Below are 25,096 nucleotides of genomic sequence, written 5' to 3' on the forward strand. Positions count from 1 at the left end.
GGGTGACTCTGAGAGAAGGCCCGGCGGGCGGCCCCCGGTCAGGAGGCCTCCTCCTCGAGGGCGAGGCGCAGGCTCACCCCGTCGCGCGTCTCGCGGACGGGGCCTTCGACCCGCGGCTGGCTCTCGACCCGCGCCTGCGGCAACGGGCGCCGCTCCACGGTCTCGGCCTGCCCGTTGACCTCCGCACCGGGGGCCTGGACGCCGCGTGCACCGTTGACCGGCGGGGTGGGGCCCGTGGGCTGCGCGGGGGCCATCGGCTGCGGCGCGGGCGGCACCACGGGGATGCCCCCGACGGGCGTGAGCGCGCGGGACTGCTCCTCGACCTGCACCCGCTCGGCGCTCCGGCGCGACGCCCGCCGCCGCTCGGCGGCGAGGGTGCGCAGCACCCGGGTGCCGTCGGCGAACGTGCGGAGGTTCGTCTGTCCGAAGATCCGCTCACGCTCCATCGACGGCACTTCGGTGATCTTCAGGCCGGCGGCGGCGACCCGGCAGTTGAGCACGGTCTCGATCTCGAACCCGTCGCCCCAGAGCATCGTGCCGTCGGCCGGTGCGGGCGTGTCGATCGGCGGCAGGTCGAGCACCGGGAGGATGTCGGCCCAGAAGGCGTTGTAGCCGTAGCAGAGGTCGGTGTACGAGGTGCCGAACAGCGCGTTGGCCACGCCGTTGAGCCCCGCGTTGCCCGACTTGCGCAGGAGGGTGATGTCGTCGCTGCCCCCGCCGCGGACGAACCGGCTCCCCTTCGCGAAGTCCGCCCCGTTGATCAGTGCCCGGACGAACGCCGGGATCTCGGCGGGGTCGGCCGACCCGTCGGCGTCGAACATCACGATGACGTCCCCTGTTGCGGCCGCGAAGCCGCACGCCATCGCATTGCCCTTGCCCTTGCGCGTCTGCGAGATGACCTTGACCCACGGCAGGACGCGCTGGGCGGTCTCGATCGTCCCGTCGACGGAGTTCCCGTCGACGACGATGATCTCGTGCACCGCCGGCCGCACCGCCGCGATCGCCGGCAGCACGACCTCCAGGTTCCTCGCCTCGTTCCGGGTCGGCACCACCACGGAGACCCGCGGGTTGCCGTTCCGCGCCATCGCCTTTCTCCCCCCCACCGCGTCAGCGGCGTGCTCGCGCCGTTCGGATCGCTGCCCGTAGCCACCGCCGGAGACGTTCGTCATCACTGGCCTTATCTCCTCGGGCGCCCGTCGCGTTACGTCAACTCCTGCGACGAGGAGCCCTGCTTTCGGCGACTCTCCGCTACTGCATTCGGCCGGGGCGGTTCTGGTGCTTCGGGCGCACTCTACGGAGGAGAACGCCCTGATGCCTCCTGGGGTACCTCGTCCGCGGGAACCCGGTGTGGGTGTCCGCCGCGGCTCGGTGGGCGGGAACGGTACCTTCCCCCCCGTGCTGTCGATCCCCAGCGTCTCCGTCTGCCTGCCGGTCTACAACGGCGAGCGCTTCCTCGCCGAGACGGTCCGCAGCGTCCTCGACCAGACCTACCGCGACTTCGAGCTGGTCGTGCTCGACAACGGCAGCACCGACCAGAGCGGCCAGATCGCCGCCTCCTTCGGCGACCCGCGCATCCGGCTCGAGCACAACCGCGAGACGCTGCCGCAGGCCGAGAACTGGAACCGGATCGTCGAGCTGGCCCGAGGGCCGCTGGTGAAGGTCGTCTGCGCCGACGACCTGCTCCACCCGCGCTGCCTGGAGCTGCAGGTCGGCCCGATGGACTCCGACCCGGGCCTCGCCGTGGTCGCCGCGCGCCGGCACATGATCGACGAGCAGAGCCGCGTGATCGTGCCGCGGCGTGGCCTGAAGGGCCTCGTCGGCGTCCACACCGGCGTGGAGGTCGCCCGGCGGGTGGTGCGCAGCGGCGCCAACCCGATCGGCGAGTCCAACAACGTGCTGTTCCGGCGCGACGACTTCTTCACGGTTGGCGGCTGGAAGACCGACCGCTCCAACGTCATGGACATCGACCTGTGGCTGCGGCTGCTGCAGCTCGGCGACTTCCTCGGCCTCCCCGAGACCCTGGCGGCGTTCCGCATCGCGAGCGACAGCATCTCCTCGCACAGCGACGAGACGCTCTACGCGCAGCAGCGCATGTTGATCGAGGAGATCGGCGACTCGCCGTACTTCCAGGTGCGAAGCGTCGACCTCGCCGTCGGGCGGATGCTGGCCCCGGCCGGCCGCGCCCGGCGCCGCGCGCTCTACACGCTCTCGAAGGTCGCCTCCCGCAAGGCCGCCTGAACGAGGGAGTCGCCTGTCGCACATCATTTGCGACTGCCGCTTTTCCGCGTCTGCGTCTAGCCTGGGTCGGTCACCCGAACCGGCTGCCATCGCTGCGCGAAGGAGCACGCATGGTCTCCACCTCCGAGGCAACCCTGGCCATGCACATGAGCGACGGGCTCGTCAACGCCCCCACCGCGGTGGGGTTCGGGCTGGTCGCGATCGTGGGCCTGGCGATCGCGGTGCAGCGGGCGCGCGCCGACCTCGACGACCGCACGGCCCCGATGGCAGGCCTGGTCACCGCCTTCGTCTTCGCGGTCCAGATGATCAACTTCCCGATCCTGCCCGGCGCCAGCGGCCACCTGCTGGGCGGGGCGCTGGTCGCGATCCTGGTCGGCCCGTGGGTCGGATCGCTCTGCATCGCCATCGTGCTCGTCGTGCAGGCCCTGCTCTTCGCCGACGGCGGGCTCACGACCCTCGGCACCAACATCGTCAACATGGCGCTGGTCGGCGTGCTCGTCGGCCACGTGGTGGCCACCGCGATGCGCCCCATCGCCCGCCGCGGCCGCGCGGGCCTGGCCAGCACCGCGTTCGTCGCCGCGCTGGTCAACACGGTCGTCGCCTCCCTCGCCTTCGTGCTCGAGTACGCGATCGGCGGGGCGGGCGGGGCGTCGCTCGGCACGGTGGCCGCGCTCATGGTCGGACTGCACACGCTGATCGGCGTCGGCGAGGGGGTCATCACGGCCGCCACGGTGGGCGCGGTGGCCGCCGTGCGCCCCGACCTCATATACCTGCTGCGCGGCCGGCCGGTCCCGCTCGAGGTCCGCGGCGCCGGGGAGCCGGCATGAACGCTCCGGCCGGGAACCGCAGGGCGGCGGGGTTCTTCCTCGGTTTCCTCGTGGTCGCGCTGCTCGTCGCGGGTGGGCTGTCCTACCTCGCGAGCTCCGATCCCGACGGCCTCGACTCCGTCACGCTCTCGGGTTGCGACGTCGTGGAGACCGATGCGGGCGAGCAGCTCCAGGGCACCTGCATCGCGCAGCACGCCACCGACAGCGCCGTGTCCGGCAGCCCGCTGGCCGACTACGCGGTCGGCGGCGCCGAGGGTTCGGTCGGGCTGGCCGGCGTGATCGGCGTGCTGGTCACGCTGGTGCTCGCGGGCGGCCTGTTCTGGCTGCTGCGCCGCCGGTCCGGCCCCGGGGAACGCTGAGTGGGCACGGGGCACGCGCACCCGCTGCACCTGCCCGGGAGCTCACCGGTCCACCGGCTCCCGGCCGAGGTGAAGATCGTCGCCGCCGTCGCGGTCGTGCTGTGCGTGGTGGCGACACCGCGCGAGGCGTTCGCGGTGTTCGGCGGCTTCCTGCTGCTGCTCGCGGCCGTCTGGGCGGTGGCGCGGATCCCGCCCGGCTGGATCGCGCGGCGGGCGCTGATCGAGGCGCCGTTCGTCGTGCTCGCCGTGTTGCTGCCGATCACCGGCGGGGCGCCGTACGTCGAGTGGCCCCACGTCGGGCAGCTCGGCCTCACATTGTCCGAACCAGGGCTGCTGGGCGCCTGGAACATCCTGGTGAAGGGCACGCTCGGCGTGCTCACCTCGCTCACGCTCGCCGCGACGACCCCCCTGCGCGACCTGCTCCTCGGGCTGCAACGCCTGCACGCGCCCGCCCTCGTCGTCACGATCGCCACGCTGATGCTGCGCTACGTCGACGTGATCGCCGGGGAGGCCCGCCGGATGCGGATGGCCCGCATCTCCCGCGGGCACGACCCCCGGTTCCTCTGGCAGGCCGGCGCCACGGCCCGCGGTGTCGGGTCGCTGTTCATCCGCTCGTACGAGCGGGGGGAGCGGGTGCACCTCGCGATGCTGTCGCGCGGCTGGACCGGGCGGATGCCGCAGCTGTCGCAGCAGCGCACGAGCAGGCGGCAGTGGCTCGCCGGGCTCTCCCCCGTCGCCGTGGCGCTCGCACTGGCGGCCACGGGCTGGGTGCTGGCATGAACAGCGCTGACATGAACACCGCGCCCGATCGGACCGCTTCCCCCGTGGCGCCCACCCCGCCGCCGTCCCTGCAGGTGCGCGGCCTCGCGTTCGCCTACCCGGACGGGCACCAGGCCCTGTACGGCATCGACCTGACCGTCCGCCGGGGCGAGCGGGTGGCCCTGCTCGGCCCGAACGGTGCCGGCAAGACCACGCTCGTGCTGCACCTCAACGGCATCCTCACCCCGGGCCGCGGGTCGGTGGCCGTGGGCGGGCTCCCGGTGGAGCGGCAGCACCTGCGCGAGATCCGGCGGCGGGTCGGCATCGTCTTCCAGGATCCGGACGACCAGCTGTTCCTGCCGACCGTCGGCGAGGACGTCGCGTTCGGCCCGGCGAACTTCGGCGTGAGCGGCGCCGACCTCGACGCGCGCGTGGAGGCCGCGCTCGACGCCGTCGGGATGCGCGAGCACCGCGACCGCTCGCCGCTGCACCTGTCCGGCGGGCAGCGCAGGCGGGTGGCCCTGGCCACCGTGCTGTCCTGCGAGCCGGAGATCCTCGTGCTGGACGAGCCGTCCACCCACCTCGACCCGGTGGCGCGCCGCGAGCTGGCCGAGATGCTGCTCGGGCTGGAGCCGACGATGCTCATGGTCACCCACGACCTGCCCTACGCCCTGCAGCTGTGCCCGCGCAGCGTCGTGCTGGACGACGGCGTCGTGGTGGCCGACGGGCCCACGCGCGAGCTCCTCGCCGACACCGAGCTGCTGCGCCGCCACCGCCTCGAGCTCCCGTACGGCTTCAGCCCGTGAGCGGCGCGTGCATCAGGTGGACCAGCGGGCGGAAGCCCACGCGCTCGTAGAGCCGCACGGCGGCGGCGTTGTCCGCCGCCACGCTGATCGACCAGTGGCGGCAGCCGCGGCGCTCCAGCTCCGCCCGCACCGCGCCCAGCAGCGCCGTCCCGACACCCGCTCCGCGGGCCCGCGGCGAGACGGCGAGCGACTCGACGTCACCGCGGACCGGCCCGAGGTCGAACGTCGGCCCCGACGCCAGCAGCCGGCACACGGCGTAACCGATCACCTCGTCGGCGGCCTCCCGCCGGGCCAGGAACAGCAGGCCGCTGCCGTCGTCCAGCCACGACGCGTACTCGCGCCGCCGCATGTCCCAGGACTCGGCGGCCGGCCGCACCGGCACCCGCCCGGCGACGACGGTGCGGTGGTGCTCGACCATCGCCGTCCAGAGCGGGGCCAGCGCGTCGACGTCGGCGAGGCGGCCCCGGGTGATCTCGATGTCCACCGGACGGAGCCTATGGTTCAGCCATCCCGGACGGGCCGGTAGGTCAGCAGGGCGAGGTTCTCGCCGACGACCCGCGTGCCGGTGAGACGCAGGGGCTTCACCTCGCTGGTCCCGGCGAACAGGCGAGCGCCGGCCCCGACCACGAACGGGTAGGTCATCAACCGCACCTCGTCGACGAGGTCGTGCTCGATCAGCGTCTGCACGAGACCGCCGCTGGCGTAGACGACGATCTCCCCGTTCACGCTCCCGCGCAGCGCGGAGACCTCGCTCACCGCGTCGCCCTTCAGGACCTTGCAGTTGTTCCAGGCGCCCACGTCGCCGAGGGTCGTGGACACCACGTACTTGGGGAGCCCGTTGAACCGGTCCGCCAGCTCCCCGGTGCGGGACGGGTACCGCGCGGCGAAGAACTCGTAGCTCCGCCGACCCAGCAGCACGGCCTCGGCGCCCCGAACCTCGGCCAGCAGCACGTCGGCCCACTCGGCGCGGTCCCGGCCTCCGATCCAGGTGAACCAGTCGCCACGGCCGACGCCCTCGTCGCCCCTCGGGTCCTGGACGACTCCGTCGAGCGAGACGTTCTCGCTGACAACGATCTTTCCCATGTCACTTCTCCTTCGATCGCGGTGCCACCGATGGAGAACCCGCGACGCGGGGAAAGTGGGCGCTCTCCGGCCGCCCAGTTCGGCAGTCGCGCGGTGTCCGTACACCATGGAACAGCGGGGAGAGGTGACGTGAAGATGACGACCGGAGACCTGACGGCGCGGGCGCGGGCCGGGGACGGCGACGCGTTCCGGGAGCTGACCCAACCGCACCGCAGGGAGCTGCTGGTGCACTGCTACCGGATGCTGGGGTCGTTCCAGGACGCGGAGGACGCGCTCCAGGACACGCTCGTGGCCGCCTGGCAGGGCCTCGACGGGTTCCAGGGACGCGCCTCGATCCGCACCTGGCTCTACCGGATCGCCACCAACCGCTGTCTCAACGCGCGTCGGGCCGCGGGCCGGCGCCCGGTCGTGGAGTGGGATGTGCCGAACCTCGAACCGCCCGAACCGACGCGACTCGGCGAGGTCGCCTGGCTCGAGCCGTATCCCGACCCCCGGCACGACGCGGTGATCGACATTCCGCTCGGCCCGGAGGCCCGCTACGAGCAGAGCGAGTCCATCTCCCTGGCCTTCGTGACCGCCCTGCAGCTCCTGCCGCCCCGACAGGTCGCCGTGCTCGTCCTGCGCGACGTCCTCGGGTTCCGGGCCGACGAGGTGGCCGACATGCTGGACTCCAGCCTCGACTCGGTCAACAGCGCACTCAAACGGGCCCGCGCCGGCCTGCAGCAGAGGCTCCCACCGGCCGCCGAACCGCCCCCCTCCCCCGGCTCACCCACCGAGGACGCGATCGTGGCGAGGTTCGTCCGCGCCTGGGAGTCCGCCGACCTCGACGCCCTGGTGGCCCTGCTGACCGACGACGTCTTCGTCTCGATGCCGCCGCTGCCCTTCGAGTACGAGGGCCGGGACGTCGTCGCCCGCCTCTGCGCCGCCATCTTCCGCGCGGGCCGCAGGTTCGACCTCGTGCCGACGCGGGCGAACGGGCAGCCCGCGTTCGGCGCCTACCTGCGCGGCTCCGACGGCATCAGCCACGGGGCCGGCGTGTACGTCCTCGCCCTCACCGGCGACCGGATCCGGTGCATGACCCGCTTCGACAACGGCGTGCTCCCGTCGTTCGGGCTGCCACGATCGCTGCCGAGCCGGTGACCTATTGCTGGGGCGGCGGGGCCGGGTAGCCCGGGCGTGGGCTGCCGCCGTTGCCCCGCTCGGGCGGGACCGGCGGGATCCCGCGCGGCGGGGTGGGCACGGCGCTGTCGGGCCTGCGGGCCGGTGCGGGCGACGGCGGCGGGGCCACCGGGTGCGGGCGTCCCTCCCGGACCGGCGCCGGGGTGTGGGCGACGGCCTCGGTCCCGGGAGCGGGCGCGGGCGGCTGCGGCGCCGGGAACGAGTCGGGCATCGGCGTCTCGGTGACGGGCGCGCCGATCGGCGGCACCTCCCTGCGGGCCTCGGCCTCGGCGTCGGCGACCACCTTCGCGATCTCGGGATCGCTCGCCGTGTCGAACCAGCCCTTGATCGACTCGTCGTCGTGCTCGGGCTTTGCGGTCGGGCCCGGCTCGTCCACCGGCGAGGGCTCGAAGCGGAACACGCCGTCCTCGCCGGGCGCGCCGAGCATGCGCGTGAAGCCCTCGAGGGCCTTGCCGAAGTCGGACGGCACGAGCCAGACCTTGTTGGCCTCGCCCTGCGCCATCTGCGGCAGGGTCTGCAGGTACTGGTAGGCGAGCAGCTCCGGCGTGGGACGCCCCGCCTTGATCGCCGAGAACACCTTCTCGATGGCCTTGGCCTCGCCCTGGGCCTCCAGGTAGCGGGCCGCCCGCTCGCCCTGCGCGCGCAGGATCTGGGACTGCCGCTCGGCCTCGGCGCCCAGGATCGCGGCCTGCTTGGCGCCCTCCGCGGTGAGGATCTGGCTCTGCTTCTGGCCCTCCGCGCTGCGGATGGCCGACTCCCGCTGGCCCTCGGCCGTGAGGATCATCGCCCGCTTCTCGCGGTCGGCCTTCATCTGCCGCTCCATCGACTCCTGGATCGACGCAGGCGGGTCGATGGCCTTGATCTCCACGCGCCCGACGCGGATGCCCCAGCGGCCGGTGGCCTCGTCCAGCTCGCCGCGCAGCACGGTGTTGATCTGGTCGCGGGAGGTGAGCGTGCCCTCGAGCGTCATCCCGCCGACGACGTTGCGCAGCGTGGTGGTGGTGATCTGCTCGACGCCGGTGATGTAGTCGGAGATCTCGTAGACGGCGGCCTTCGGGTCGGTCACCTGGAAGTAGACGACGGTGTCGATGTTGACGGTCAGGTTGTCCTGGGTGATCACCGGCTGCGGCGGGAACGAGACCACCTGCTCGCGCAGGTCGATCCGCTCGCGCACCTTGTCGATGAACGGCACCAGGAACGCCAGGCCCGGCTCCGCGGTGCCCTTGTACCGGCCGAGCCGTTCGATCACGGCGGCCGTGGCCTGCGGGATGATCTGCACCGCCTTGACCAGCGACACGACCACGAGCAACACCAACAGCACCACGACGACCAGCAGTACGGTGCCTTCGGTCACGGCAACCCCCTCTCGGAGCAGGTCAGATTCTCAGTCCTGTGCGACGACGATCGCGGTGGCACCGGAGATGGTGAGGACGGTGACCCGGGCGCCGGGCTCGATCGCGTGGTGCCCGTCGCTCGTGCGCGCCGACCACAGCTCGCCGCCGATCTTCACGCGGCCGCCGTGCTCGTCGACCCTCGACACCACGATCGCGGTGCTCCCCAGCAGCGCCCGGTGGTGCATCACGGCGGGGTCGATGCCGCGGTCGAGGCGCCTGCGCAGCGCCGGGCGCACCGCGAACAACAGCAGCACCGACACGACGGCGAACACCACGCCGCCGACGACCGGGCCCGCCACGAGCAGCGACACCCCGCCGGCGGCGAGCGCACCCCCACCGAGCATCAGCAGCACGAACTCGCCGGACAGCAGCTCCGCCACCACCAGCAGCACGCCGACGATGAGCCAGACCACCGCGGCCGTCATGCCCGCAGATCCTGCCAGATCGGCTCCGGCGCGTGATCGGCCGAGATCAGGTCGTCACAAAGTCGATGAGCCGCTCGACGGCGCCGATCAGCGGGGTCTCCAGGTCCCGGTAGCTGCGCACGGCCCCGAGCACGCGGCGCGCGCCGTCGGCGGGCTCGCCCCAGCGCAGGGCGCGGCAGACCCCGGTCTTCCAGTCGGTGCCCCGCGGCACCCGCGGCCACTCCCGGATCCCGACGACCGACGGCTTCACCGCCTCCCACACGTCGACGTACGGATGGCCGGTGACGAGCACGTGCGGGCCGGCGACCGCGGCGGCCGCGCGGGTCTCCTTGGAGCCCTCCACGAGGTGGTCGACGAGCACGCCGAGGCGCCGCTGGGGCCCCGGTTCGAACTCGGCCACGGCGGCGGCGAGGTCGTCCATGCCGTGCATCGGCTCCACGACCACGCCCTCGACGCGCAGGTCATGGCCCCACACGCGCTCGACGAGCTCGGCGTCGTGCAGGCCCTCCACCCAGATCCGGGCCGCCCGTGCGGTGCGGGCGGTGTGGCCCTGCACGCGCACCGACCCGGACGCCGAACGAGCCGGCGCCGCCGGGGCGCGCGCGGGCGCCACGAGCGTGGCCGGTGCCCCCTCGAACAGGAACGCCGCAGGCCGCAGCGGGAACACGCGCCGGGCACCGCGGCGGTCCTCCAGCGTGACGCCGCGCGCGTCCACGGCGACCACGGCACCGCAGAACCCGCTCGCCGGGTCCTCCACGACGAGCCCGTGCTCGGCGGGGACCTCCGGGATCTGCTTGCGCGTCCGGATCCTGGTTCCGTCGGCGCTGAACGCCCCTCGGTAGTCGTGCGCACGGCTCACGGCCCCGTTCTACCGGGCCCGGGAACCCCGGCCCGGGCGCGACACGCCGGGTCACCGCGCGTGAGCTGCGGCAACGGAGCGTACCCACGTTCACCCCGAGGCGGCAGTGCTCTCCCACTCGGACGTGGATAGCCTGACGCGGTGCCCTGCCCCTCCGCCACCTTCACCGTGTGGGCCTCGGCCTGGCTGGTGGGCGCCGCCGCGCCCGACGACGTCCTCGACGCGCTCGCGCCGTGGGCGGACGCGCACGACGTCCAAGCGGCCGATTCGGACACGGCAGAGCTCAGCGGCCTGCCCGCTCCGGGCGAGCCGGTGAGCTCGCTGACGTTCCTGCTCGCGACGCTGCGGCGGGCCACGGCCGGGCGGGACGCCGCCGGGCCCGCGCGCCTGGTGCTTCCCGCGCCCGGCGACGTGCGGGGGCTGCCCGGCCCCGGCGTGTTCAGCACCGCCGCCACCGCCGCGGGCGAGGGAGTGCTCTTCCCGGACACCGGGCCGACCGTGTCGAGTGCGGGCGTGTCGGGTCTGGGCATCGTGCCCACCACCGTGGCCGACGGCGTGCTGCGGTGGACGGTCTACCCGGTGCCGGAGCCGGGCCCGCCCGCGGAGTTCGTCGGCCTGAGCCACGCGGAGCGCGACCTGCGCGACCAGGTGCGGCAGTCGGCCTCGGTCCTCACCTCGCTCGGCGTCGCCCGGCACCGTCCCGGGGTCCGGGAGGAGATCGCGGCCGCCCTGCGGGCCCGCCCGGCGTCGCTGTGGCCCGCGGGCATGCCGCCGCAGGCCCTGCGCGTCCTGCAGCACGCGGACGAGGTGGAGGCGATCCTCGCCGCGGCCAGGATCGACGAGCCGGGAGGCGCCATCTCCGCGTCCGCGGCGACCGCGCGGCACGATGCGCTGCGACCGATCGAGACGGCGGTGCGCGTGGCCCGCCGCGCCGCGGTGGCCGAGGCCGTCCGCGTGCTGGCGAGCAGCCCGCTGGTCTGACGCGCCGCCGGATCGGCGGCCTCCGACGTCGCAGGTGTCTCACATGGTCAGGCCGGGGCACACCAGCGCTCGAGCAGCTCCCGGTACACGACCACCGCCTGCTCCACCCGGCTGGCGAGGCAGTACTCGTCCACCACGTGGCACTGCGCGGGCTCGCCCGGCCCGAGCACGACGGTCGGCGCGGGCCCCGCGTCGGCGCCGAGCACGCCGGCCAGGACGGACGCGTCGGTGAAGAACCGCGCGGGCGGCGCCACGGCGTCCGGCGCGCCCGCGGCCTGCAGCGCCGAGCGGACCATGCCGACGAACGGCTCGTCGGCGTCGGTGTCCAGCGGTGGCAGCACGACGTGGTCGGCCACCTCCACCCGCTCCCCCGCGAGCAGGCCCACCTGGGCGCGCAGCTGCGCGGCGTCGACGCCCGGCACGGTGCGGATGTCCAGCATCAGCTCCGCGGCGTCCGGCACCACGTTCGGGGCCACGCCGCCGCGCAGGACGCCGACGTTCGCGGTGACCGGCCCGAACCGGTCGTCCCGGGGCCACCCGACGTGGTCGTGCAGCGCCACCGCCGCCCGCGCGAGCCGGACCACGGCGTTGTCACCGAGCTCGGGCGCGGACCCGTGGGCGGCGCGCCCGGTCGCGCGCAGCCGCATCCAGTGCGCGCCCTTGTGGCCGATCACCAGCGCATTGGCCGTCGGCTCCGCGACCACGAGCGGGCCGCCGCGCGCCATGGCGTCGCGGCCGGCCGCGTCCAGGCCGACCAGGCCGGTGCAGCCGGTCTCCTCACCGGCGGTGAGGACCAGCTGCACGCCGCGGCACGAGTGGGGCCGCGACGCGTGCTCGACCGTCGCGACCACCGCAGCGGCCACCCCGGACTTCATGTCGCTCGCGCCGCGGCCCACCACCTTGTCGCCGTCGCGTTCGGCCGCCCACGGGTCCACCGACCAGTCGTCGGGCCGGACGGGAACGGTGTCGAGGTGGCCGGTGAACGTGAGCGGGGGCCCGTCGCCGCCCGCCGTGCGCGCGACGAGCTGCTCCCGCCCCGGCTCCCACGCGAGCAGCCGGGTGCCGAGCCCGGCCTCCTCGACCAGGGCCGCGCAGTGCCGGGCCGCGGCCCCCTCGCCGCCGCCGACCGTCCGGAACCGGATCAGCTCCGCCAGCAGGCCGAGGGCCCCCGTCACCGCAGTACCTCGCCCCGGGTCTCGGGCAGGGTGAGGATCACGGCGAAGGCGATCACGGCGCCCACCGCGACGTACCAGAAGAAGACCTGCGACAGGCCGGCCCCGGCAAGCGCCTGGATCACGAGCGGCGCGGTGCCGCCGAACGTCGCGACGGTGAGGTTGTACCAGGCGCCGATGCCCAGGCCGCGCAGCTCGGTGGGGAAGAGCTCGCTCATGATCGCGGGCGCGATCGAGGTCATCGCCGTGTAGAGCCCGAGCCCGACGGCGAAGACGACGAGCATGTTCCAGAACCCGGGCCCGATCAGCGCCGACAGCGGCACGATCAGCACGGCCGTTGCGGCGGACCAGGCCAGGAGCTGCGGCTTGCGGCCGAACCGGTCCGACAGCACGCCCATCGGGTACTGCAGCGCCACGAACAGCGCCGTCGCGATCGAGAGCGCCCAGAACACCTGGCCTGCGTCGGCGCCGCGCGAGCTCACCGCGTACGGGGTGAGCGCGGAGAAGAACGTGTAGTAGCAGAGCGTGGACAGCAGCGTGAACGCGACGAGCTGGCCCACGGCCTTGGGGTGCTCGCGCAGCGTCGTCAGCAGCGGGTGCTTCAGCTGCTGGGCCTTGGCCTTGTTCTCCTCGAACTGCTCGGTCTCGGGCATCGCCCGCCGCAGCCACAGGCCGACGATGCCCAGCACGCCGCCGATGATGAACGGGATGCGCCAGCCGTACGCTGCCAGCTCCTCCTTGGTCAGCACCCCCGTGAGCAGCGCGCCGAGCAGCGACGCGATCAGCACCGACCCGCCGGTGGAGATGTAGAAGAACGACGAGTAGCGGCCGCGCCTGTCCGGCGGGGCGATCTCGCCGAGGTAGGCCGAGGCGTTGGAGACCTCCCCGCCCAGCGACATGCCCTGCCCGATGCGCGCGAGCAGCAGCAGGATCGGCGCGAGCCAGCCCACCATGCCGAACGTCGGCAGGATCCCGATGATGAACGACCCGCCTGCCATCAGCAGGATCGTCAGCAGCATCGCCGTGCGCCGCCCCCGCAGGTCGGCGAACCGGCCCAGCAGCCAGCCGCCGAGCGGACGGAAGAAGAACGCGAGCGCGTACGTGGCGAGCGTGCTGATCAGGGCGAGCGCCGCGTTCTCCTTCGGGAAGATCTGCGTGGCGAAGAAGATGCTGAACGTGGCGTAGATCGTCCAGTCGTACCACTCGATGGCGTTCCCGATCGACGCCGCGACGAGTGTCCGAACGGGCAGCCGGTGTGGCGGCGCATCCTTGGCGATGGACGGCGTCGATGGGTCGGACACGGCTCACTCCCGGGGCTGGTGACGGACGGTGAGGCGACATTAGGCCACCTGGCGGCCGCCGTCACCCGTCAGCGCTCAGTCTTCGAGGCGGTACGCGAGCTTCGTCTCCCAGTTGGTCATGTCCGGCGGCTCGGCGCGATCGGCGATCCCGCGCGGGCTCATCGGTCCGCCGCGATCGCCACCTCGGCGCAGGCCTCCAGGTCGGCGAGCTGTCCCGTGAGCTTCGCGCGGATCCGCTCCACGGCGGAGCGGCCCAGCGGCAACCGCAGCGGCGCCGACGGCGCGTGCACGACGTCGATGATCGCTTCGACCGCGCGGGCCGGGTCACCCGGCTGCTGCCCGTGCGCGGTCGCGTTGCGGACCCGCAACGCACCGGCCGGACCGTCCTCGTAATCCGGGATCGGCGTGGCGTGGCGCAGGGAGCGGCCGAGGAACTCGGTGCGGAAGGGGCCCGGCTCGACGATCGTCACCCGGATCCCGAACGGCGCCACCTCCCCCGCGAGGGCCTCCGACGCCCCTTCCAGCGCGAACTTGCTCGTGGAGTAGATCGTGTGGCCCGGGTTCGCGACCACGCCGCCGACCGACGACATCAACACGATGTGGCCCCGCCGCCGGGCCCGCATGTGCGGGAGCACGGCGCGGGTGACGGCCAGCGCGCCCAGCAGGTTGACGCCCAGGACCTGGTGGATCTGCTCGTCCGAGAGCTCCTCCAGCGCGCCGAGCAGCCCGTGGCCGGCGTTGTTGACCAGGACGTCCACCGGGCCCGCGGCCACGGCGGCGTCGACCGCCGCCCGCACCTGGCCGGCGTCGGTGACGTCCAGCGGGAGCGCGAGCACGGCGTCCGGGTACTCGTCGACGAGATCGGAGAGGGCGTGCGGATCGCGGGCCGTCGCGACGACCGTCTCACCGCGGGCGAGCAGGGTCTCGGCGAGGAGTCGTCCGAACCCGGCCGAGGAACCGGTGATGAACCAGCGCATGCAGCCATCGTGGGGGCGGCGCTACTCATAAGTCCAAGACATGTTCGTGCTCGCACTCATGGTGCTGCACTATGAATGAGTGGAGCTGCGCCAACTCGCCTACCTCGACGCGGTCGTCCGACACGGCGGGTTCACCCGGGCGGCGGAGCACCTGCGGGTGGCCCAGCCCGCCGTCTCGGTGCAGATCCGCAGGCTGGAGGCCGAGGTCGGGGCGCGGCTGCTGCACCGCACCACCCGCACCGTCGCCCTCACCCACGCCGGTGAGCTCGTCCTCGGCCGGGCGCGGCGGGCCATCGCCGAGCTGAACGCCGTCCGCGACGACATCGCCGGGCTGGCCGGGGGCCTGCTCGGGCGGGTGCGGATCGGAGCGATCCAGGCGCTCGACTCGTTCGACCTGCCGGCCGCGCTCGCCGCGTTCCACCGGCAGCACCCCGCGGTCGAGCTCGCGCTCGGCTCCGGCGCGCTGCGCCGCCTGCTCGACGGCCTCGACCAGGGCGAGCTCGACCTCGCGATCGGGCCCACGCCGCCCGGCCTCCCCGCCCGGTACGTCCGCACCCCGCTCTTCACCGACGAGCTGGTGCTCGTCACGGCGCCGGACCACCCCACGGCCGGTACCGATCCCCTGCCGCTGGCCGCCCTCCGCGACGAGCCGTTCGTCTGCCTGCCCGCCGACAGCGGCCTGCGCGCGATCCTCGACCGGCTCGCCGCCGCGGCCGGCTTCACCCCGCGCGTGCCGTTCGAGACCACCCACCTGCCGCGGCTACGCGACCTCGCCGCCCACGGGCTCGGCGTCGCGCTCGTCGCGCGGTCGGTGGCCGAGGCACCCGGGCGGCCGCCTGCGGCCGTGCACACCGTGGACCCGGGACCGCAGCTGCGGCCGGTCGGGCTGCTGCACCGCGCCGACACCGCGCTCGGTGCCGCCGCCGAGGCGTGCCGGGCGTTCCTCGCGGGCTGGACCGCACGAACCGACCTCCCCGGGCGCGTCGATCCCGGCGAGGATGCCCACCCATGAACAGCGATCGCGTCGTCGTGGTGACGGGCGGCAACCGGGGGCTGGGCCGCGAGGTGGCCCGCCAGTGCGCCGTGCGCGGGGACACCGTCCTCCTCGGAGCCCGGGACCTCACCGGGGGCAGGCGGGTGGCCCGCGAGCTGCCGGGTCGGGTGCGCGCGGTCCGGCTCGACGTCACCGACGCCGCCGGGCTGGCCGCGCTCGCCGAGGACGTGGCCCGCACCGAGGGGCGGGTGGACGTGCTCGTCAACAACGCGGCCGTCCACTACGACACCTCGCAGACGAGCGCGAACGCCGACCTGGCCGTCGTGCGCGAGGCGCTCGAGACCAACGTGCTCGGCCCGTGGCAGACCACCCTCGCCCTCCTCCCGCTGCTGCGGCGCAGCGCGCACCCGCGGATCGTGATGGTGAGCAGCGAGGGCGGCTCGCTCGCCTCCATGGGCGGCGGCACCCCCGCCTACAGCGTCAGCAAGGCCGCCCTGAACGCGCTCACCCGCACGCTGGCCGGCGACCTCCGCCGCGACGGCATCCTCGTCAACGCGGTCTGCCCCGGCTGGGTCGCCACCGACATGGGCGGCCCCGGCGGCCGCCCGGTCGCCGAGGGCGCGGCGAGCATCATGTACGCGGTGGACCTCCCCGACGGCGGCCCGACCAGCACGTTCACCCGCGACGGCCGCCCGGTCCCGTGGTGACCCGCACGGAGCCGGCGTCACCCCGCCGCCGGTCACCCGTCGGTCGTCGGCACCGCTGTCGCCGTGGCCTCGCGCACCGCCGCCGTCACCAGCGCCCGCAGCTCCGCCGCGTCCTGCTCCCGGGCCCGCCGGGTGGCGGCGGCGCGCTCCAGATCCGCCTCCGCACGGGCGCGCAGCGCCGCCTCCGCGTCGGCGCGTTCGCGCGCCCTGGCCAATTCCTGATCGGCGCGCTGCCGGGCCTCGCGTTCGGCTGCGATCGCCGGGACCGCCTCGTCGCGGGCGGTCCCGGCGGCCGCCAGCTGGGCCCGCAGGTCCGCCAGGTCGGCGTCGATCCGCTCACGCTCGGCCCGAGCGGCCGCCAGGTCGCCGCGCGCGTCGCCCAGGGCGGCGCGTAGCGACTCCAGCTCCGCGCGCAGCTCCTCGTTGCGGGCCCGCGTGGCGTCCCGCTCGGTGACGGCCCGCTCCGCCCGCACGCCCGCCTCCCCGGCCGCGGTGTCGGCCGCATCGGCCCGGCCGTCCGCGGCGCGGGCCCGCTCCTCGGCCTGCTCGCGCGCCGCGACCGCCTCCTGCGCCTGCTGACGGGCCGCGCCGAGCGCCTCGGTGGCCTCCAGCGCCTGCCGCGCCGCCGCCGCGGCCCGCTCCACGGCGGCTGCCTTCTCCTCCCCCGCCTGGGCGGCCTGCTCCCGCGCCACCCGCGCGTCCCGCTCCGCCCGCTCCCGCGCCTGCTGCGCCTCGACCCGCGCCGCCTCGGCCTCCGCAGCACCCCGGTTGGCCGCCTCCACGGCGGCGAGCGCTCCCGTCTCCACCTCGTCGAGCCGGGAGCGGACCGCGTCGAGCGCCTCCGCCAGCTCCGTCACCGGCCCCCGCAGCGCGTCGACGTGCTCACGGAGCCGGTCGGCGTCCAGCTGGAACGTCGCGCGCCCCGCGTCGAGGCCGAGCGCGTCGAGCGCGTCGCGTTCCGCCCGCGCCATCTGGGCACAGGTACGTCCGCCCGGCCAGCGGGTGTCGCGGCAGAAGGAACGGCGCCTGCCGCCCTGGGGGCCGGGCAGGGGCAGCTCGGCCCGGCACTTGCTGTAACCGCAGCGTGCGGCCTCGTCGATCATGGTTTCGCAGCCTACCGGTTCGCTGTTGCGAAACCTCGGAACTCGGTTCGCGTTTCCTCGTGCGAACCTTCCGCCAACGAAACGCTTGTTTCGTTGGCATGATCGGGCCCGGGCGGTCTCCTGGAGAGGGACCCGGCTCGCGACAAGCGATCCCGCGTCTCGAGTAGCTGGCCCCGTCTCAGGGAGCCTGTCCACTTGGTGTCAGCGACGATGACGGCCTGGATCGCGTTGACCAGAGCAGTGGTCCCACCGGCTGGCGGTCAAGGCCGTGCAGGGTCCGGCCGAGGCCGTGGCGGGCCAGGGGGTGCGCGCACGGCGCGAAACGCACGAGGTTGGCGCGCAGCCGAGACGGTTCGTTGGTCGTGGGCCGGGCCGGCAGGAGCGGCATGGTCGTGCCGCTTTCGGTTGCCGGCGGGGAGACGACTGTCAGCGCTCGAGTGCGGTCGAGCCGGTCCAGCTGGCCAGAAGATCGAGTGCCTGGCGTTCGGGCGCGTCGGGCTCGGGCGAGTAGATGGTGATGCGGAGCCCGGGATCAGCGGGCAGATCGAGGGCTTCGTAGGGCAGGGCCAGGTCCCCGACGAGCGGGTGGTGGAGTTGCTTCACGCCCGAGCGGTGGAACTTCACGTCGTGCCTAGCCCAACGCTGGACGAACTCGTCGCTCTTCGCGGATAGCTCGCCGATCAGGTCCGTCAGGCCCTTGTCTTGCGGCGACCGGCCGATCTCGGTGCGCAGGAAGGCGACCGAGTCGTTGGCGGCCTTCTCCCACTCGGGCCAGAAATCAGCAGAACCGGGATCGAGGAACAGGAACCGCGCGGTGTTGACCGGACCACGCTGCGCGAACAACGGGGAACCGTAGACCGGGGCGTACAGAGCCTGGCCGAGAGAGTTGGCGGCGAGGATGTCGAACCGCCCGTTGCGAATGTAGGCCGGCAGGTCGGTCATCGCGTCGAGCATCCGCAGAACCACCGGTCGGATCCGCCCCGTCGCAGCGGGCGGCCGACGCTCGGACGCAGTGGCCGCGCGGGCCAGGTCGTAGAGGTAGGCCCGCTCGGCATCGTCGAGCTGAAGTGCGTGGGACAAGGAGTCCAGCACCGAGTTCGACACGCCGCTCAAGTTCCCGCGCTCGAGGCGGATGTAGTAGTCAACGCTCATCCCGGCCAGCAGCGCCACCTCCTCCCGGCGCAACCCGGTCACACGTCGATTGCCGCCGAAGACGGGCAGCCCTGCCCGCTCGGGCGTAATGCGGGCGCGGCGGGTGCTGAGAAACTCCCGCACCTCGTCGGCCTGCCCATGCCTCCGGCTGCCGGTCACTCCACCACCGTAGGTCGTGCGGCGGTGTGCTGGGAGGTACTGCCGTTACCCGGAAGAGCGGTCACTCCCACCCGCGCACGAGTACGGGTTCCATGGCAGGAACAGCGTCGACGTGTCATCCCGCACGACCAACGAGAAAGACGGCAAGTGGTAGACAACCAGTTCACAACGCATGCAGAACTTTTCGATCTGAGTGGAAAGCGCGCGCTCGTCACCGGTGGCACCAGAGGCATCGGGATGATGATCGCGCGTGGCCTTCTCCAGGCGGGCGTCCGCGTGGTCATCAGCTCACGCGACGCAGAAGCGTGCGCCCGGGCGCAGGAACAGCTGTCCACATTCGGAGAGGTGCGGGCCGTCCCCGCGGACCTGTCCCGCCACGACCAGTGTCGGCGACTGTCCGACCTCGTCACCGCCGACTCGGAGCGTCTCGACATCCTCGTCAACAACGCGGGCGCCATGTGGGACGAGCCGCTGGCGACGTTCCCGGACACGGCCTGGGACACGGTCGTCGACCTCAACCTCAAGTCGCCGTTCTGGCTGGTCCAGGCGCTGTTGCCCGCACTTCGCCGGGCGGGCACCGCCGACGATCCGGCGCGGATCATCAACATCGGCAGCATCGCCGCCATCCACATCCCCCAGCGGCCCAACTACTCGTACTCCAGCAGCAAGGCCGCACTGCATCAACTCACCAGGGTGCTCGCCAAGGAACTCGGACCGCAGCACGTCACCGTGAACGCCGTGGCGCCGGGACCGTTCCCGTCGACGATGATGGCTGCAACCCTCGATGAACTCGGCGAGGCGATCGCGGCGTCGGCCCCACTACGCCGGATCGGCCGCGACGACGACATGGCGGGTGTCGCCGTGTTCCTCGCCAGCCGGGCAGGCGCATACCTGACGGGCGCCGTGATCCCCGTCGACGGCGGCATCGCCACAACCGCGTAGGCGAGGTACTGCCGTTACCTGGAACGGCAGTACCTCCCCCGCGCCCAAGGGCGCGCACGTCAACTGGCACCGACCCGGAGAGGGACATGGAATACACGCGTCTCGGCACGTCAGGATTGAAGGTCAGCCGGATCACGCTCGGCTGCATGAGCTTCGGCGACCCCTCGCGCGGCAACAACCGGTGGACGCTCGACGACGAGCAGGCCGAGCCCATCTTCCGGGAGGCCGTCGAGCTCGGGATCACGTTCTGGGACACCGCCAACGCCTACGGCCAGGGGGCGTCCGAGGAGACCGTGGGCCGGGCCATCCGCAAGTACACACGGCGCGAGGACGTCGTGCTGGCGACCAAGGTGTTCTTCAGGGTGGGCGACGGCCCCGGCGGCGCCGGGCTCTCCCGCCGGGCGATCATGGAGCAGGTCGACGCGTCCCTGGCCCGCCTCGGCACGGACTACATCGACCTGTACCAGATCCACCGCCTCGACCCGGAGACCCCCGTCGAGGAGACGATGGAGGCGCTGCACGACGTGGTCAAGGCGGGCAAGGCCCGCTACATCGGCGCGTCGAGCATGTGGGCGTGGCAGTTCTCCAAGATGCAGTACACCGCGCGGCTGCAGGGCTGGACGGAGTTCACCTCGATGCAGAACCAGTACAGCCTGATGCAGCGCGAGGAGGAGCGGGAGATGTTCGGCCTGCTCGCCGACCAGGGCGTCGGCTCCATCCCGTGGAGCCCCCTCGCCAAGGGGCGCCTGGCCAGGCCGTGGGGCGAGCAGACCGCCCGCAGCGAGACCGACGCCGTCGCCCGCCAGTTGATGCCACACGACGACAAGCCGATCGCCGACGCGGTGCAGGCCGTCGCCGCCGGGCGCGGCGTCCCGATGGCGCAGGTCGCCCTCGCCTGGGTGCTGCGCAACCCGGTGGTCTGCTCGCCGATCGTCGGGCCCACCAGGACCGGGCACCTCGCCGACGCGGCCGCCGCGCTCAGCCTCCGGCTCACCGACGAGGAGGCGCAGCGGCTCGAGGCGCCCTACACGCCGCGCATGCCCAGCGGCATCCAGATCGCCGTGGCCGGCCCCGGGACTGTCCCGCGCTGAGCCCGGTTCGCAGCAGTGGGTGCGGACGTCGTCCGGTGGGCCCTACCCGGCCGCTTCCGGGTCGGAGGTGAAGCAGGAGATCAGCTCGGAGAACTCGAGCATGGACGGCGCCGCGGAGCCGGACTCCTCGATCGCGGCGCGCAGCTCCTTGTAGAGACCCGCGATGTGCCGGGCGACCGCGTTGCCGCTCTCGCGGGGTGACCGGGCGATGATCCCGTTGAGGATGTCGCGGTGCCCGGGCACGAACCGTTGGCTCGACCGTTCGAGCTTGAGCGTCTCCAGCCGGAAGTCCGACATCTGGGGCACGATCATGCGGTACATCGAGTGCAGGTTCTGGTTGTGCGCCGCCTGCAGCAGGGAGTCGTGGAAGGCCTCGTCGGTGCGGTGTTCGGCGTGGACGTCGCCTCGCTCGGCGGCCGCTTCGTGGTCGGCGGCCCGCCGCCGCATCTCTGCCAGGTCGTCCTCGGTGGCGCGCACGCACGCCAGCGAGACCGCCGCCGTCTCCAGCGCGATCCTGAGCTCGAGAACCTGGGCGAGTTCGGCACCCCCCACCGAGCTCAGGCCGACGAACTGCTCCGAGTGCGACTGGCGCATGGGCTCGGCGACGAAGGTGCCGCGGCCGCGCACCACCTGCAGCACCCCCAGGGTGTGCAGGGTGCGGATGGCCTCCCGCACGCTGCCGCGCCCCACCTGCAGCTGCCGGGCGAGTTCGGGCTCGGCCGGCAGCTTGTCCCCCGGCTGCAGGCTCCCCGACCGGATCCGCTCGGTGATCACCTCGGCGATCACCTCGGTCACGGGCCGTCGGGACAGCGCCGTGTAGGCCCCCGGGTCCTCGCGTGGGCGCGCTGGGGAGGCCTGCTCAGTGCTGCTCACGGCGAAACAGTAGCACTCTTGTTCGATGTCGGACATCGTACTTGTGGGATGTCGGACATCTTACTACCGTGCCCGGTCATGACTTCCCGTGTGCGTGTGGGCGTCCGCTTCCCACCGGCGATGTCCGTCGCCGACGTCGCCGACGAGGTCGCTCGTAGCGAGCGGTTCGGGTTCGACACCGCGTGGATCGCGGACTCCCAGCTGCTCTGGCGCGACGTCTGGGTGGCGATGGGGCTCGCGGCGGACCGCACCGAGCGGATCACGCTGGCCTCCGCGGTGACCAACGTGGCGACCCGCTTCCCCAGCGTGGTCGCCTCGGCGGTCAACACCGTCGCCGACATCGCCCCGGGACGGGTCTGGCTGGGGCTGGGCACCGGCGACAGCTCGGTGAAACCGCTCGGGCTCCCGCCGAGCACGCGGGCGCAGCTGCGTGCGGGCATCGCCGAGATCCGGGGCCTGCTCGACGGCGAGACGGTCGCGGTCAACGGCCGCGAGGTGCACCTGCAGCGCCCGACCGGTGCGGTCCCGGTGCACCTCGCCGCGTCCGGGCCACGGACGTTGCGGTTGGCCGGCGAGATCGCCGACGGGGTGCTGACCCTGGCCGGCGTGTCCCCGGAGACCCTGACCCGCACGGTGGGCGCGGTGGCCGAGGGCGCCCGGGCGGCCGGGCGCGCGATGCCGGAGGTGACCGTCGGCGCGTTCTGCGCCCTGTCCGACGACATCGAGCGCGACGCCCGGGTGCTCAAGCCGATCTGCCTGCACATGGCGACGATCGGCGCCCAGGACTTCCTGCGGCTGGCCGGTATCGAGCTGCCTCCACCGCCACCGGTGCCCGACGTGTACCCCGACATGGTCCACGCCGAGGACTGGGAGGAGGCGATCAGCCACTCCTCGCGCTACGTCACCGACGAGATGGCGGTCCGATTCGCGCGCACGTTCTGCCTGTTCGGCACCGCCGAGGAGATCCTCCACCGGGCCCAGCAGGCGGTCGATGCGGGTGCCACCGGGTTCTACCTGCGCCACGTCGGCAACTACACCCTGCCCTCGGAGCTGATCACCGGGTTCGGTGAACAGGTCCTCCCCGGTCTGCACGCGCTGGCCCCGCGGGTGGCGGCGTGAGCGCCGCGGCGGAGCCGAAGGGGCGGGAGCTCGCGGGGCAGGAGCTGGTCGAGGACCTGCGGGCGCTGGCCCGGGTGCCCTCGGCCGTGCCGATGGGGGCGCAGACGCTCATCGCGCCCGACGACCCGGTCCTGCTGGCCTACCACCGCGCACTGCGCCCGCGCTTCGCAGCGCTGGCCGAGCGGGTTCCGGGTGCCCGGGTGGTCGACCTTCCCCTCGAGCAGTTCGCGGTGCACGTGCGGGCCGAGGCGCCCGGCCCGGCGCTGATGCTCATGGCCTACACACCGACCCAGCACCACAACCAGATGGCCGACCCGTGGTCGGGAGACCTCCGGCCGACCCCCGACGGGGACGACCTCGCGGTGTACGGGCAGGGGGTCACCCAGAACAAGGCCCACCAGGCGGTGCTGCTCGAACTGCTGCGCCGCCTGGCGGCCACCGGCGGCATCGCCCGCGGGTCGCTCTGGCTGTGCGTGAACAACGAGGGGCGCTCCAGCCACGGCTGCTCCATCGCGATCCTCGAGGCCCTGCCTGCGGCGCCCGACCTCGTGGTCGAGCTCTTCTGCACCGACTTCGCCGTCACGGTCGGGAACCGGGGGCGGGTCGACATCCACGTGGACCTGCAGGGCCGGGCCACGCACTCCTCGACGCCGCCCGCCGCGGGCCGCGTGATCGACGCAGCCGCGGACGTCGTCGTCGCACTGCGCGAGCTCGACCGCCGGGCCGCGGCGCACACGCACCCCGAGCTGGGCGCCGAGCAGGTCGTGCCGTACCTGGTGAGCTACGACCCCCTCGCCCCGCACACGCTGCCGTCGCGGGCCCGGATCACCGTGGATCGCCGGCTGCTGCCCGGGACGTCTCCCACCCAGGCCACCGCCGAGCTGGCCGCAGGCCTGCGCGAGCGGCTCGGCGACGCGCCGCACGGCTGCGCGATGACCGTCACCGAAGGGGTGGCGATGCTGCCGCACCAGCTCGACGCCGACCGACGTGACGTGCTGGCCCCGCTGGAGGACGCGATCCGGGCGCGCCTCGGCGAGGTCCGCCACCGCGTCTACGGCGGCACGTTCGACGCCGGCGGGCCGTCCGGGCACGGCGTGCCCACCGTCATGTTCGGGGTGCCCGACGCCGGCGGGCTGCTCGACGACGACTACCTCGCCCTCGCCGCGCTGCAGGACGAGGCCGACATCGTGCACGACGCGGTCGTGCGCTACCTGGGCACCAGCGAGAGGTCACCGCAATGACGCAACCCGACCCGTCACCCGCCCCCGGCCGTCCCGTCCGGGTGGTCTCGGCGAGCCTGCTGGGCACCGCCATCGAGTGGTACGAGTTCTTCATCTACGGCACCGCGGCCGCGCTGGTGTTCCCGAAGGTGTTCTTCCCCGACAACGACCCGCGGATCGCCACCCTGCTGTCCCTGTCGACCTTCGCCGTGGCCTTCATGGCCCGCCCGATCGGCGGGGCGATCTTCGGGCTCCTCGGGGACCGCTTCGGGCGCAAGCCCGTCCTGATCGCCACGCTCGCGCTGATGGGCTGCTCGACGCTGGCGATCGGGCTGCTGCCCTCCCACGGCTCGATCGGGATCGCCGCCCCGTTGCTGCTGGTGCTGCTCCGGGTGCTCCAGGGCCTGTCACTGGGCGGGGAGTACGGCGGCGCCGTGCTGATGAGCGTCGAGCACGCCCACCCCGCCCGCCGGGGCCTGTTCGGGGCGCTGGTCAACACCGGTGCCGGCTGGGGGCTGTTGCTGGCCAACCTCGCGTTCCTGGCCGTCTCCGGCATGTCCGAGGAGGCGTTCCTGGCCTGGGGGTGGCGGGTCCCGTTCTGGCTGAGCGTGGTCCTGCTCGTGGCGTGCTTCGTGGTGCGGATCCGGATCAGCGAGAGCCCCGAGTTCGCCCGCGCCGCGGCCCGGGGGCAGACCACACGGGCCCCGCTGCGCGAGGTCGTCACCCGCCACTGGCTCCTGACGATCCTGATGATGCTGTCCTACGCGGGAGCCGGGGTGGTCTTCTACGTCGGCACGGTGTACGTGCTGACGTACGGCACCAGCACCCTCGGGATGTCGCGCGCCACGATGCTCACCCTGGTGCTGCTGATCAACGTGGTGACGATCGTGGCCATCCCCGCCTTCGGCGCGCTGTCGGACCGGGTGTCCCGCAAGGGCATCTTCATCACCGGCGCCGTCGCGATGGCGGTGTTCTCCCCCGTGTGGTTCCTGTTGCTCGAGACCCGCTCGTTCGCCTGGATGCTGGTCGGGTTCGTGCTCCTGTTCGTCCCCTACGCCGCCAACTACGGGGTGATGCCCACGTTCTTCGCGCAGGTGTTCCCCGCGCCGGTGCGCTACAGCGGCCTGTCCCTCGGCTACACGCTCGGCACCGTCATCAGCAGCGCGATCGCCCCGCTGATCGCGACCAGCCTGCTCTCGGCGACCGGGACCTGGACGGCGATCGCGGTCTACATGTGCGTCGCGGCGCTCGTGTCCGCGGTCGCCGCCGTGTGGATGCACGAACTGCCCGCCCCGGCTGCCGCGGCCGATGAGCGGGCGCCCGCCGGATTCGCCCCGGCCGCCAAGACGCCGGCCGCGACGACGGAGTGAGGAGGA

The 25,096-nt window shown here is 73.4% G+C and carries 26 protein-coding genes; 14 read left to right on the plus strand and 12 right to left on the minus strand.

Going from position 1 to position 25,096, the window contains the following annotated elements; genetic code table 11:
• Positions 1–38: 38 nt before the first annotated feature.
• A complete protein-coding gene (locus ABEA81_RS09990) occupies positions 39–1,169 on the minus strand; it encodes a glycosyltransferase family 2 protein (protein ID WP_345604617.1) in 1,131 nt (376 codons plus the stop codon).
• A gap of 226 nt (positions 1,170–1,395) precedes the next feature.
• Here ABEA81_RS09990 and ABEA81_RS09995 point away from each other — a divergent pair, with 226 nt between their 5' ends.
• The 5 genes from ABEA81_RS09995 (at position 1,396) to ABEA81_RS10015 (ending at position 4,989) form a co-directional block, all read left to right on the plus strand.
• Complete coding sequence (locus ABEA81_RS09995; RefSeq protein WP_345604618.1) at positions 1,396–2,238, plus strand: glycosyltransferase family 2 protein; 843 nt, start codon at positions 1,396–1,398, stop codon at positions 2,236–2,238.
• A 110-nt stretch (positions 2,239–2,348) separates the two neighbouring features.
• Positions 2,349–3,065, plus strand: a complete 717-nt coding sequence (locus tag ABEA81_RS10000; RefSeq protein ID WP_345604619.1) for an energy-coupling factor ABC transporter permease — start codon at positions 2,349–2,351, stop codon at positions 3,063–3,065.
• Positions 3,062–3,424 carry a PDGLE domain-containing protein gene (locus ABEA81_RS10005; RefSeq protein ID WP_345604620.1) on the plus strand — a complete coding sequence of 121 codons (363 nt, stop codon included), beginning with the start codon at positions 3,062–3,064 and terminating at the stop codon, positions 3,422–3,424. The genes ABEA81_RS10000 and ABEA81_RS10005 overlap by 4 nt, the downstream gene beginning before the upstream one ends.
• Positions 3,425–4,204: a cobalt ECF transporter T component CbiQ gene (gene cbiQ, locus ABEA81_RS10010; RefSeq protein WP_345604621.1), complete on the plus strand. Its 780-nt coding sequence runs from the start codon at positions 3,425–3,427 to the stop codon at positions 4,202–4,204. It abuts the gene before it with no gap.
• Positions 4,205–4,215: 11 nt separating this feature from the next.
• Positions 4,216–4,989, plus strand: a complete 774-nt coding sequence (locus ABEA81_RS10015) for an energy-coupling factor ABC transporter ATP-binding protein (protein WP_345604764.1) — start codon at positions 4,216–4,218, stop codon at positions 4,987–4,989.
• Here ABEA81_RS10015 and ABEA81_RS10020 read toward each other — a convergent pair.
• Together ABEA81_RS10020 and ABEA81_RS10025 are read right to left on the minus strand one after the other, a co-directional pair.
• On the minus strand, positions 4,979–5,473 hold the full coding sequence (locus tag ABEA81_RS10020; protein WP_345604622.1) for a GNAT family N-acetyltransferase: 495 nt from the start codon (positions 5,471–5,473) through the stop codon (positions 4,979–4,981). The two genes, ABEA81_RS10015 and ABEA81_RS10020, sit on opposite strands and share 11 nt — an antisense overlap.
• A 17-nt stretch (positions 5,474–5,490) precedes the next feature.
• A complete protein-coding gene (locus tag ABEA81_RS10025; protein WP_345604623.1) occupies positions 5,491–6,072 on the minus strand; it encodes a dihydrofolate reductase family protein in 582 nt (193 codons plus the stop codon).
• A gap of 135 nt (positions 6,073–6,207) precedes the next feature.
• Here ABEA81_RS10025 and ABEA81_RS10030 point away from each other — a divergent pair, with 135 nt between their 5' ends.
• Positions 6,208–7,212, plus strand: coding sequence for a sigma-70 family RNA polymerase sigma factor (locus ABEA81_RS10030; RefSeq protein WP_345604624.1), 1,005 nt, complete (start codon positions 6,208–6,210; stop codon positions 7,210–7,212).
• Between the two features lies 1 nt (position 7,213).
• Here ABEA81_RS10030 and ABEA81_RS10035 read toward each other — a convergent pair whose 3' ends face one another.
• Genes ABEA81_RS10035 through ABEA81_RS10045 form a run of 3 tightly spaced genes read right to left on the minus strand, consistent with a single transcriptional unit; the run spans position 7,214 to position 9,929 of the window.
• Complete coding sequence (locus tag ABEA81_RS10035) at positions 7,214–8,605, minus strand: SPFH domain-containing protein (RefSeq protein WP_345604625.1); 1,392 nt, start codon at positions 8,603–8,605, stop codon at positions 7,214–7,216.
• Positions 8,606–8,635: 30 nt separating this feature from the next.
• Positions 8,636–9,070 (minus strand): NfeD family protein, encoded by a 435-nt coding sequence (locus ABEA81_RS10040; protein WP_345604626.1) that lies wholly within the window; start codon positions 9,068–9,070, stop codon positions 8,636–8,638.
• 46 nt (positions 9,071–9,116) lie between these two features.
• A complete protein-coding gene (locus ABEA81_RS10045; protein WP_345604627.1) occupies positions 9,117–9,929 on the minus strand; it encodes a DUF3097 domain-containing protein in 813 nt (270 codons plus the stop codon).
• Positions 9,930–10,070: 141 nt separating this feature from the next.
• On the opposite strand from ABEA81_RS10045, the gene ABEA81_RS10050 reads away from it, so the two are divergent.
• Entirely contained in the window at positions 10,071–10,910 is an 840-nt protein-coding gene (locus ABEA81_RS10050; RefSeq protein ID WP_345604628.1) for a hypothetical protein, read from the plus strand.
• Between the two features lie 47 nt (positions 10,911–10,957).
• Here the strand turns inward: ABEA81_RS10050 and ABEA81_RS10055 are convergent, their stop codons facing one another.
• From ABEA81_RS10055 to ABEA81_RS10065, 3 genes are all read right to left on the minus strand, one after another.
• The gene (locus tag ABEA81_RS10055; protein ID WP_345604629.1) at positions 10,958–12,085 is read right to left on the minus strand and encodes a M20 family metallopeptidase; all 1,128 of its coding nucleotides are present in this window, start codon (positions 12,083–12,085) and stop codon (positions 10,958–10,960) included.
• A complete protein-coding gene (locus tag ABEA81_RS10060; RefSeq protein WP_345604630.1) occupies positions 12,082–13,383 on the minus strand; it encodes an MFS transporter in 1,302 nt (433 codons plus the stop codon). Before ABEA81_RS10060 ends, ABEA81_RS10055 begins: the two co-directional genes overlap by 4 nt.
• 158 nt (positions 13,384–13,541) lie before the next feature.
• A complete protein-coding gene (locus ABEA81_RS10065) occupies positions 13,542–14,360 on the minus strand; it encodes an SDR family oxidoreductase (RefSeq protein ID WP_345604631.1) in 819 nt (272 codons plus the stop codon).
• A gap of 79 nt (positions 14,361–14,439) precedes the next feature.
• Between ABEA81_RS10065 and ABEA81_RS10070 the strand changes: the two genes are divergently transcribed.
• Together ABEA81_RS10070 and ABEA81_RS10075 are read left to right on the plus strand one after the other, a co-directional pair.
• Positions 14,440–15,372, plus strand: a complete 933-nt coding sequence (locus tag ABEA81_RS10070; protein ID WP_345604632.1) for a LysR family transcriptional regulator — start codon at positions 14,440–14,442, stop codon at positions 15,370–15,372.
• The gene (locus tag ABEA81_RS10075) at positions 15,369–16,061 is read left to right on the plus strand and encodes an SDR family NAD(P)-dependent oxidoreductase (protein ID WP_345604633.1); all 693 of its coding nucleotides are present in this window, start codon (positions 15,369–15,371) and stop codon (positions 16,059–16,061) included. Before ABEA81_RS10070 ends, ABEA81_RS10075 begins: the two co-directional genes overlap by 4 nt.
• A 32-nt stretch (positions 16,062–16,093) precedes the next feature.
• On the opposite strand, the gene ABEA81_RS10080 is transcribed toward ABEA81_RS10075, so the two are convergent.
• On the minus strand, positions 16,094–17,164 hold the full coding sequence (locus ABEA81_RS10080) for a coiled-coil domain-containing protein (RefSeq protein WP_345604634.1): 1,071 nt from the start codon (positions 17,162–17,164) through the stop codon (positions 16,094–16,096).
• Between the two features lie 426 nt (positions 17,165–17,590).
• Positions 17,591–18,475, minus strand: a complete 885-nt coding sequence (locus ABEA81_RS10085) for a helix-turn-helix transcriptional regulator (protein WP_345604635.1) — start codon at positions 18,473–18,475, stop codon at positions 17,591–17,593.
• Between the two features lie 147 nt (positions 18,476–18,622).
• On the opposite strand from ABEA81_RS10085, the gene ABEA81_RS10090 reads away from it, so the two are divergent.
• Together ABEA81_RS10090 and ABEA81_RS10095 are read left to right on the plus strand one after the other, a co-directional pair.
• Positions 18,623–19,417, plus strand: coding sequence for an SDR family oxidoreductase (locus ABEA81_RS10090; protein ID WP_345604765.1), 795 nt, complete (start codon positions 18,623–18,625; stop codon positions 19,415–19,417).
• 86 nt (positions 19,418–19,503) lie between these two features.
• The gene (locus tag ABEA81_RS10095; protein ID WP_345604636.1) at positions 19,504–20,508 is read left to right on the plus strand and encodes an aldo/keto reductase; all 1,005 of its coding nucleotides are present in this window, start codon (positions 19,504–19,506) and stop codon (positions 20,506–20,508) included.
• A 42-nt stretch (positions 20,509–20,550) separates the two neighbouring features.
• On the opposite strand, the gene ABEA81_RS10100 is transcribed toward ABEA81_RS10095, so the two are convergent.
• Positions 20,551–21,381, minus strand: coding sequence for a FadR/GntR family transcriptional regulator (locus ABEA81_RS10100; RefSeq protein WP_345604637.1), 831 nt, complete (start codon positions 21,379–21,381; stop codon positions 20,551–20,553).
• A gap of 78 nt (positions 21,382–21,459) precedes the next feature.
• Here ABEA81_RS10100 and ABEA81_RS10105 point away from each other — a divergent pair, with 78 nt between their 5' ends.
• The 3 genes from ABEA81_RS10105 to ABEA81_RS10115 are packed head-to-tail and all read left to right on the plus strand — an operon-like array spanning position 21,460 to position 25,090.
• Positions 21,460–22,500, plus strand: a complete 1,041-nt coding sequence (locus tag ABEA81_RS10105; RefSeq protein ID WP_345604638.1) for an LLM class flavin-dependent oxidoreductase — start codon at positions 21,460–21,462, stop codon at positions 22,498–22,500.
• Positions 22,497–23,741 carry a peptidase dimerization domain-containing protein gene (locus ABEA81_RS10110; RefSeq protein ID WP_345604639.1) on the plus strand — a complete coding sequence of 415 codons (1,245 nt, stop codon included), beginning with the start codon at positions 22,497–22,499 and terminating at the stop codon, positions 23,739–23,741. The genes ABEA81_RS10105 and ABEA81_RS10110 overlap by 4 nt, the downstream gene beginning before the upstream one ends.
• Positions 23,738–25,090, plus strand: a complete 1,353-nt coding sequence (locus ABEA81_RS10115) for an MFS transporter (protein ID WP_345604640.1) — start codon at positions 23,738–23,740, stop codon at positions 25,088–25,090. Before ABEA81_RS10110 ends, ABEA81_RS10115 begins: the two co-directional genes overlap by 4 nt.
• Positions 25,091–25,096 lie beyond the last annotated feature (6 nt).

The sequence above is a fragment of the Pseudonocardia adelaidensis genome, assembly GCF_039543345.1.
In the GTDB taxonomy this organism is placed as follows: domain Bacteria; phylum Actinomycetota; class Actinomycetes; order Mycobacteriales; family Pseudonocardiaceae; genus Pseudonocardia; species Pseudonocardia adelaidensis.

Excerpts from the sequence above, each read along its gene's own strand:
- ABEA81_RS09990 (WP_345604617.1), bottom strand. The coding sequence starts at position 1,169 with ATGACGAACGTCTCCGGCGGTGGCTACGGGCAGCGATCCGAACGGCGC.
- ABEA81_RS10000 (WP_345604619.1), top strand. The coding sequence starts at position 2,349 with ATGGTCTCCACCTCCGAGGCAACCCTGGCCATGCACATGAGCGACGGG.
- ABEA81_RS10005 (WP_345604620.1), top strand. The coding sequence starts at position 3,062 with ATGAACGCTCCGGCCGGGAACCGCAGGGCGGCGGGGTTCTTCCTCGGT.
- ABEA81_RS10015 (WP_345604764.1), top strand. The coding sequence starts at position 4,216 with ATGAACACCGCGCCCGATCGGACCGCTTCCCCCGTGGCGCCCACCCCG.
- ABEA81_RS10025 (WP_345604623.1), bottom strand. The coding sequence starts at position 6,072 with ATGGGAAAGATCGTTGTCAGCGAGAACGTCTCGCTCGACGGAGTCGTC.
- ABEA81_RS10030 (WP_345604624.1), top strand. The coding sequence starts at position 6,208 with ATGACGACCGGAGACCTGACGGCGCGGGCGCGGGCCGGGGACGGCGAC.
- ABEA81_RS10040 (WP_345604626.1), bottom strand. The coding sequence starts at position 9,070 with ATGACGGCCGCGGTGGTCTGGCTCATCGTCGGCGTGCTGCTGGTGGTG.
- ABEA81_RS10065 (WP_345604631.1), bottom strand. The coding sequence starts at position 14,360 with ATGCGCTGGTTCATCACCGGTTCCTCGGCCGGGTTCGGACGACTCCTC.
- ABEA81_RS10075 (WP_345604633.1), top strand. The coding sequence starts at position 15,369 with ATGAACAGCGATCGCGTCGTCGTGGTGACGGGCGGCAACCGGGGGCTG.
- ABEA81_RS10080 (WP_345604634.1), bottom strand. The coding sequence starts at position 17,164 with ATGATCGACGAGGCCGCACGCTGCGGTTACAGCAAGTGCCGGGCCGAG.
- ABEA81_RS10095 (WP_345604636.1), top strand. The coding sequence starts at position 19,504 with ATGGAATACACGCGTCTCGGCACGTCAGGATTGAAGGTCAGCCGGATC.
- ABEA81_RS10105 (WP_345604638.1), top strand. The coding sequence starts at position 21,460 with ATGACTTCCCGTGTGCGTGTGGGCGTCCGCTTCCCACCGGCGATGTCC.
- ABEA81_RS10115 (WP_345604640.1), top strand. The coding sequence starts at position 23,738 with ATGACGCAACCCGACCCGTCACCCGCCCCCGGCCGTCCCGTCCGGGTG.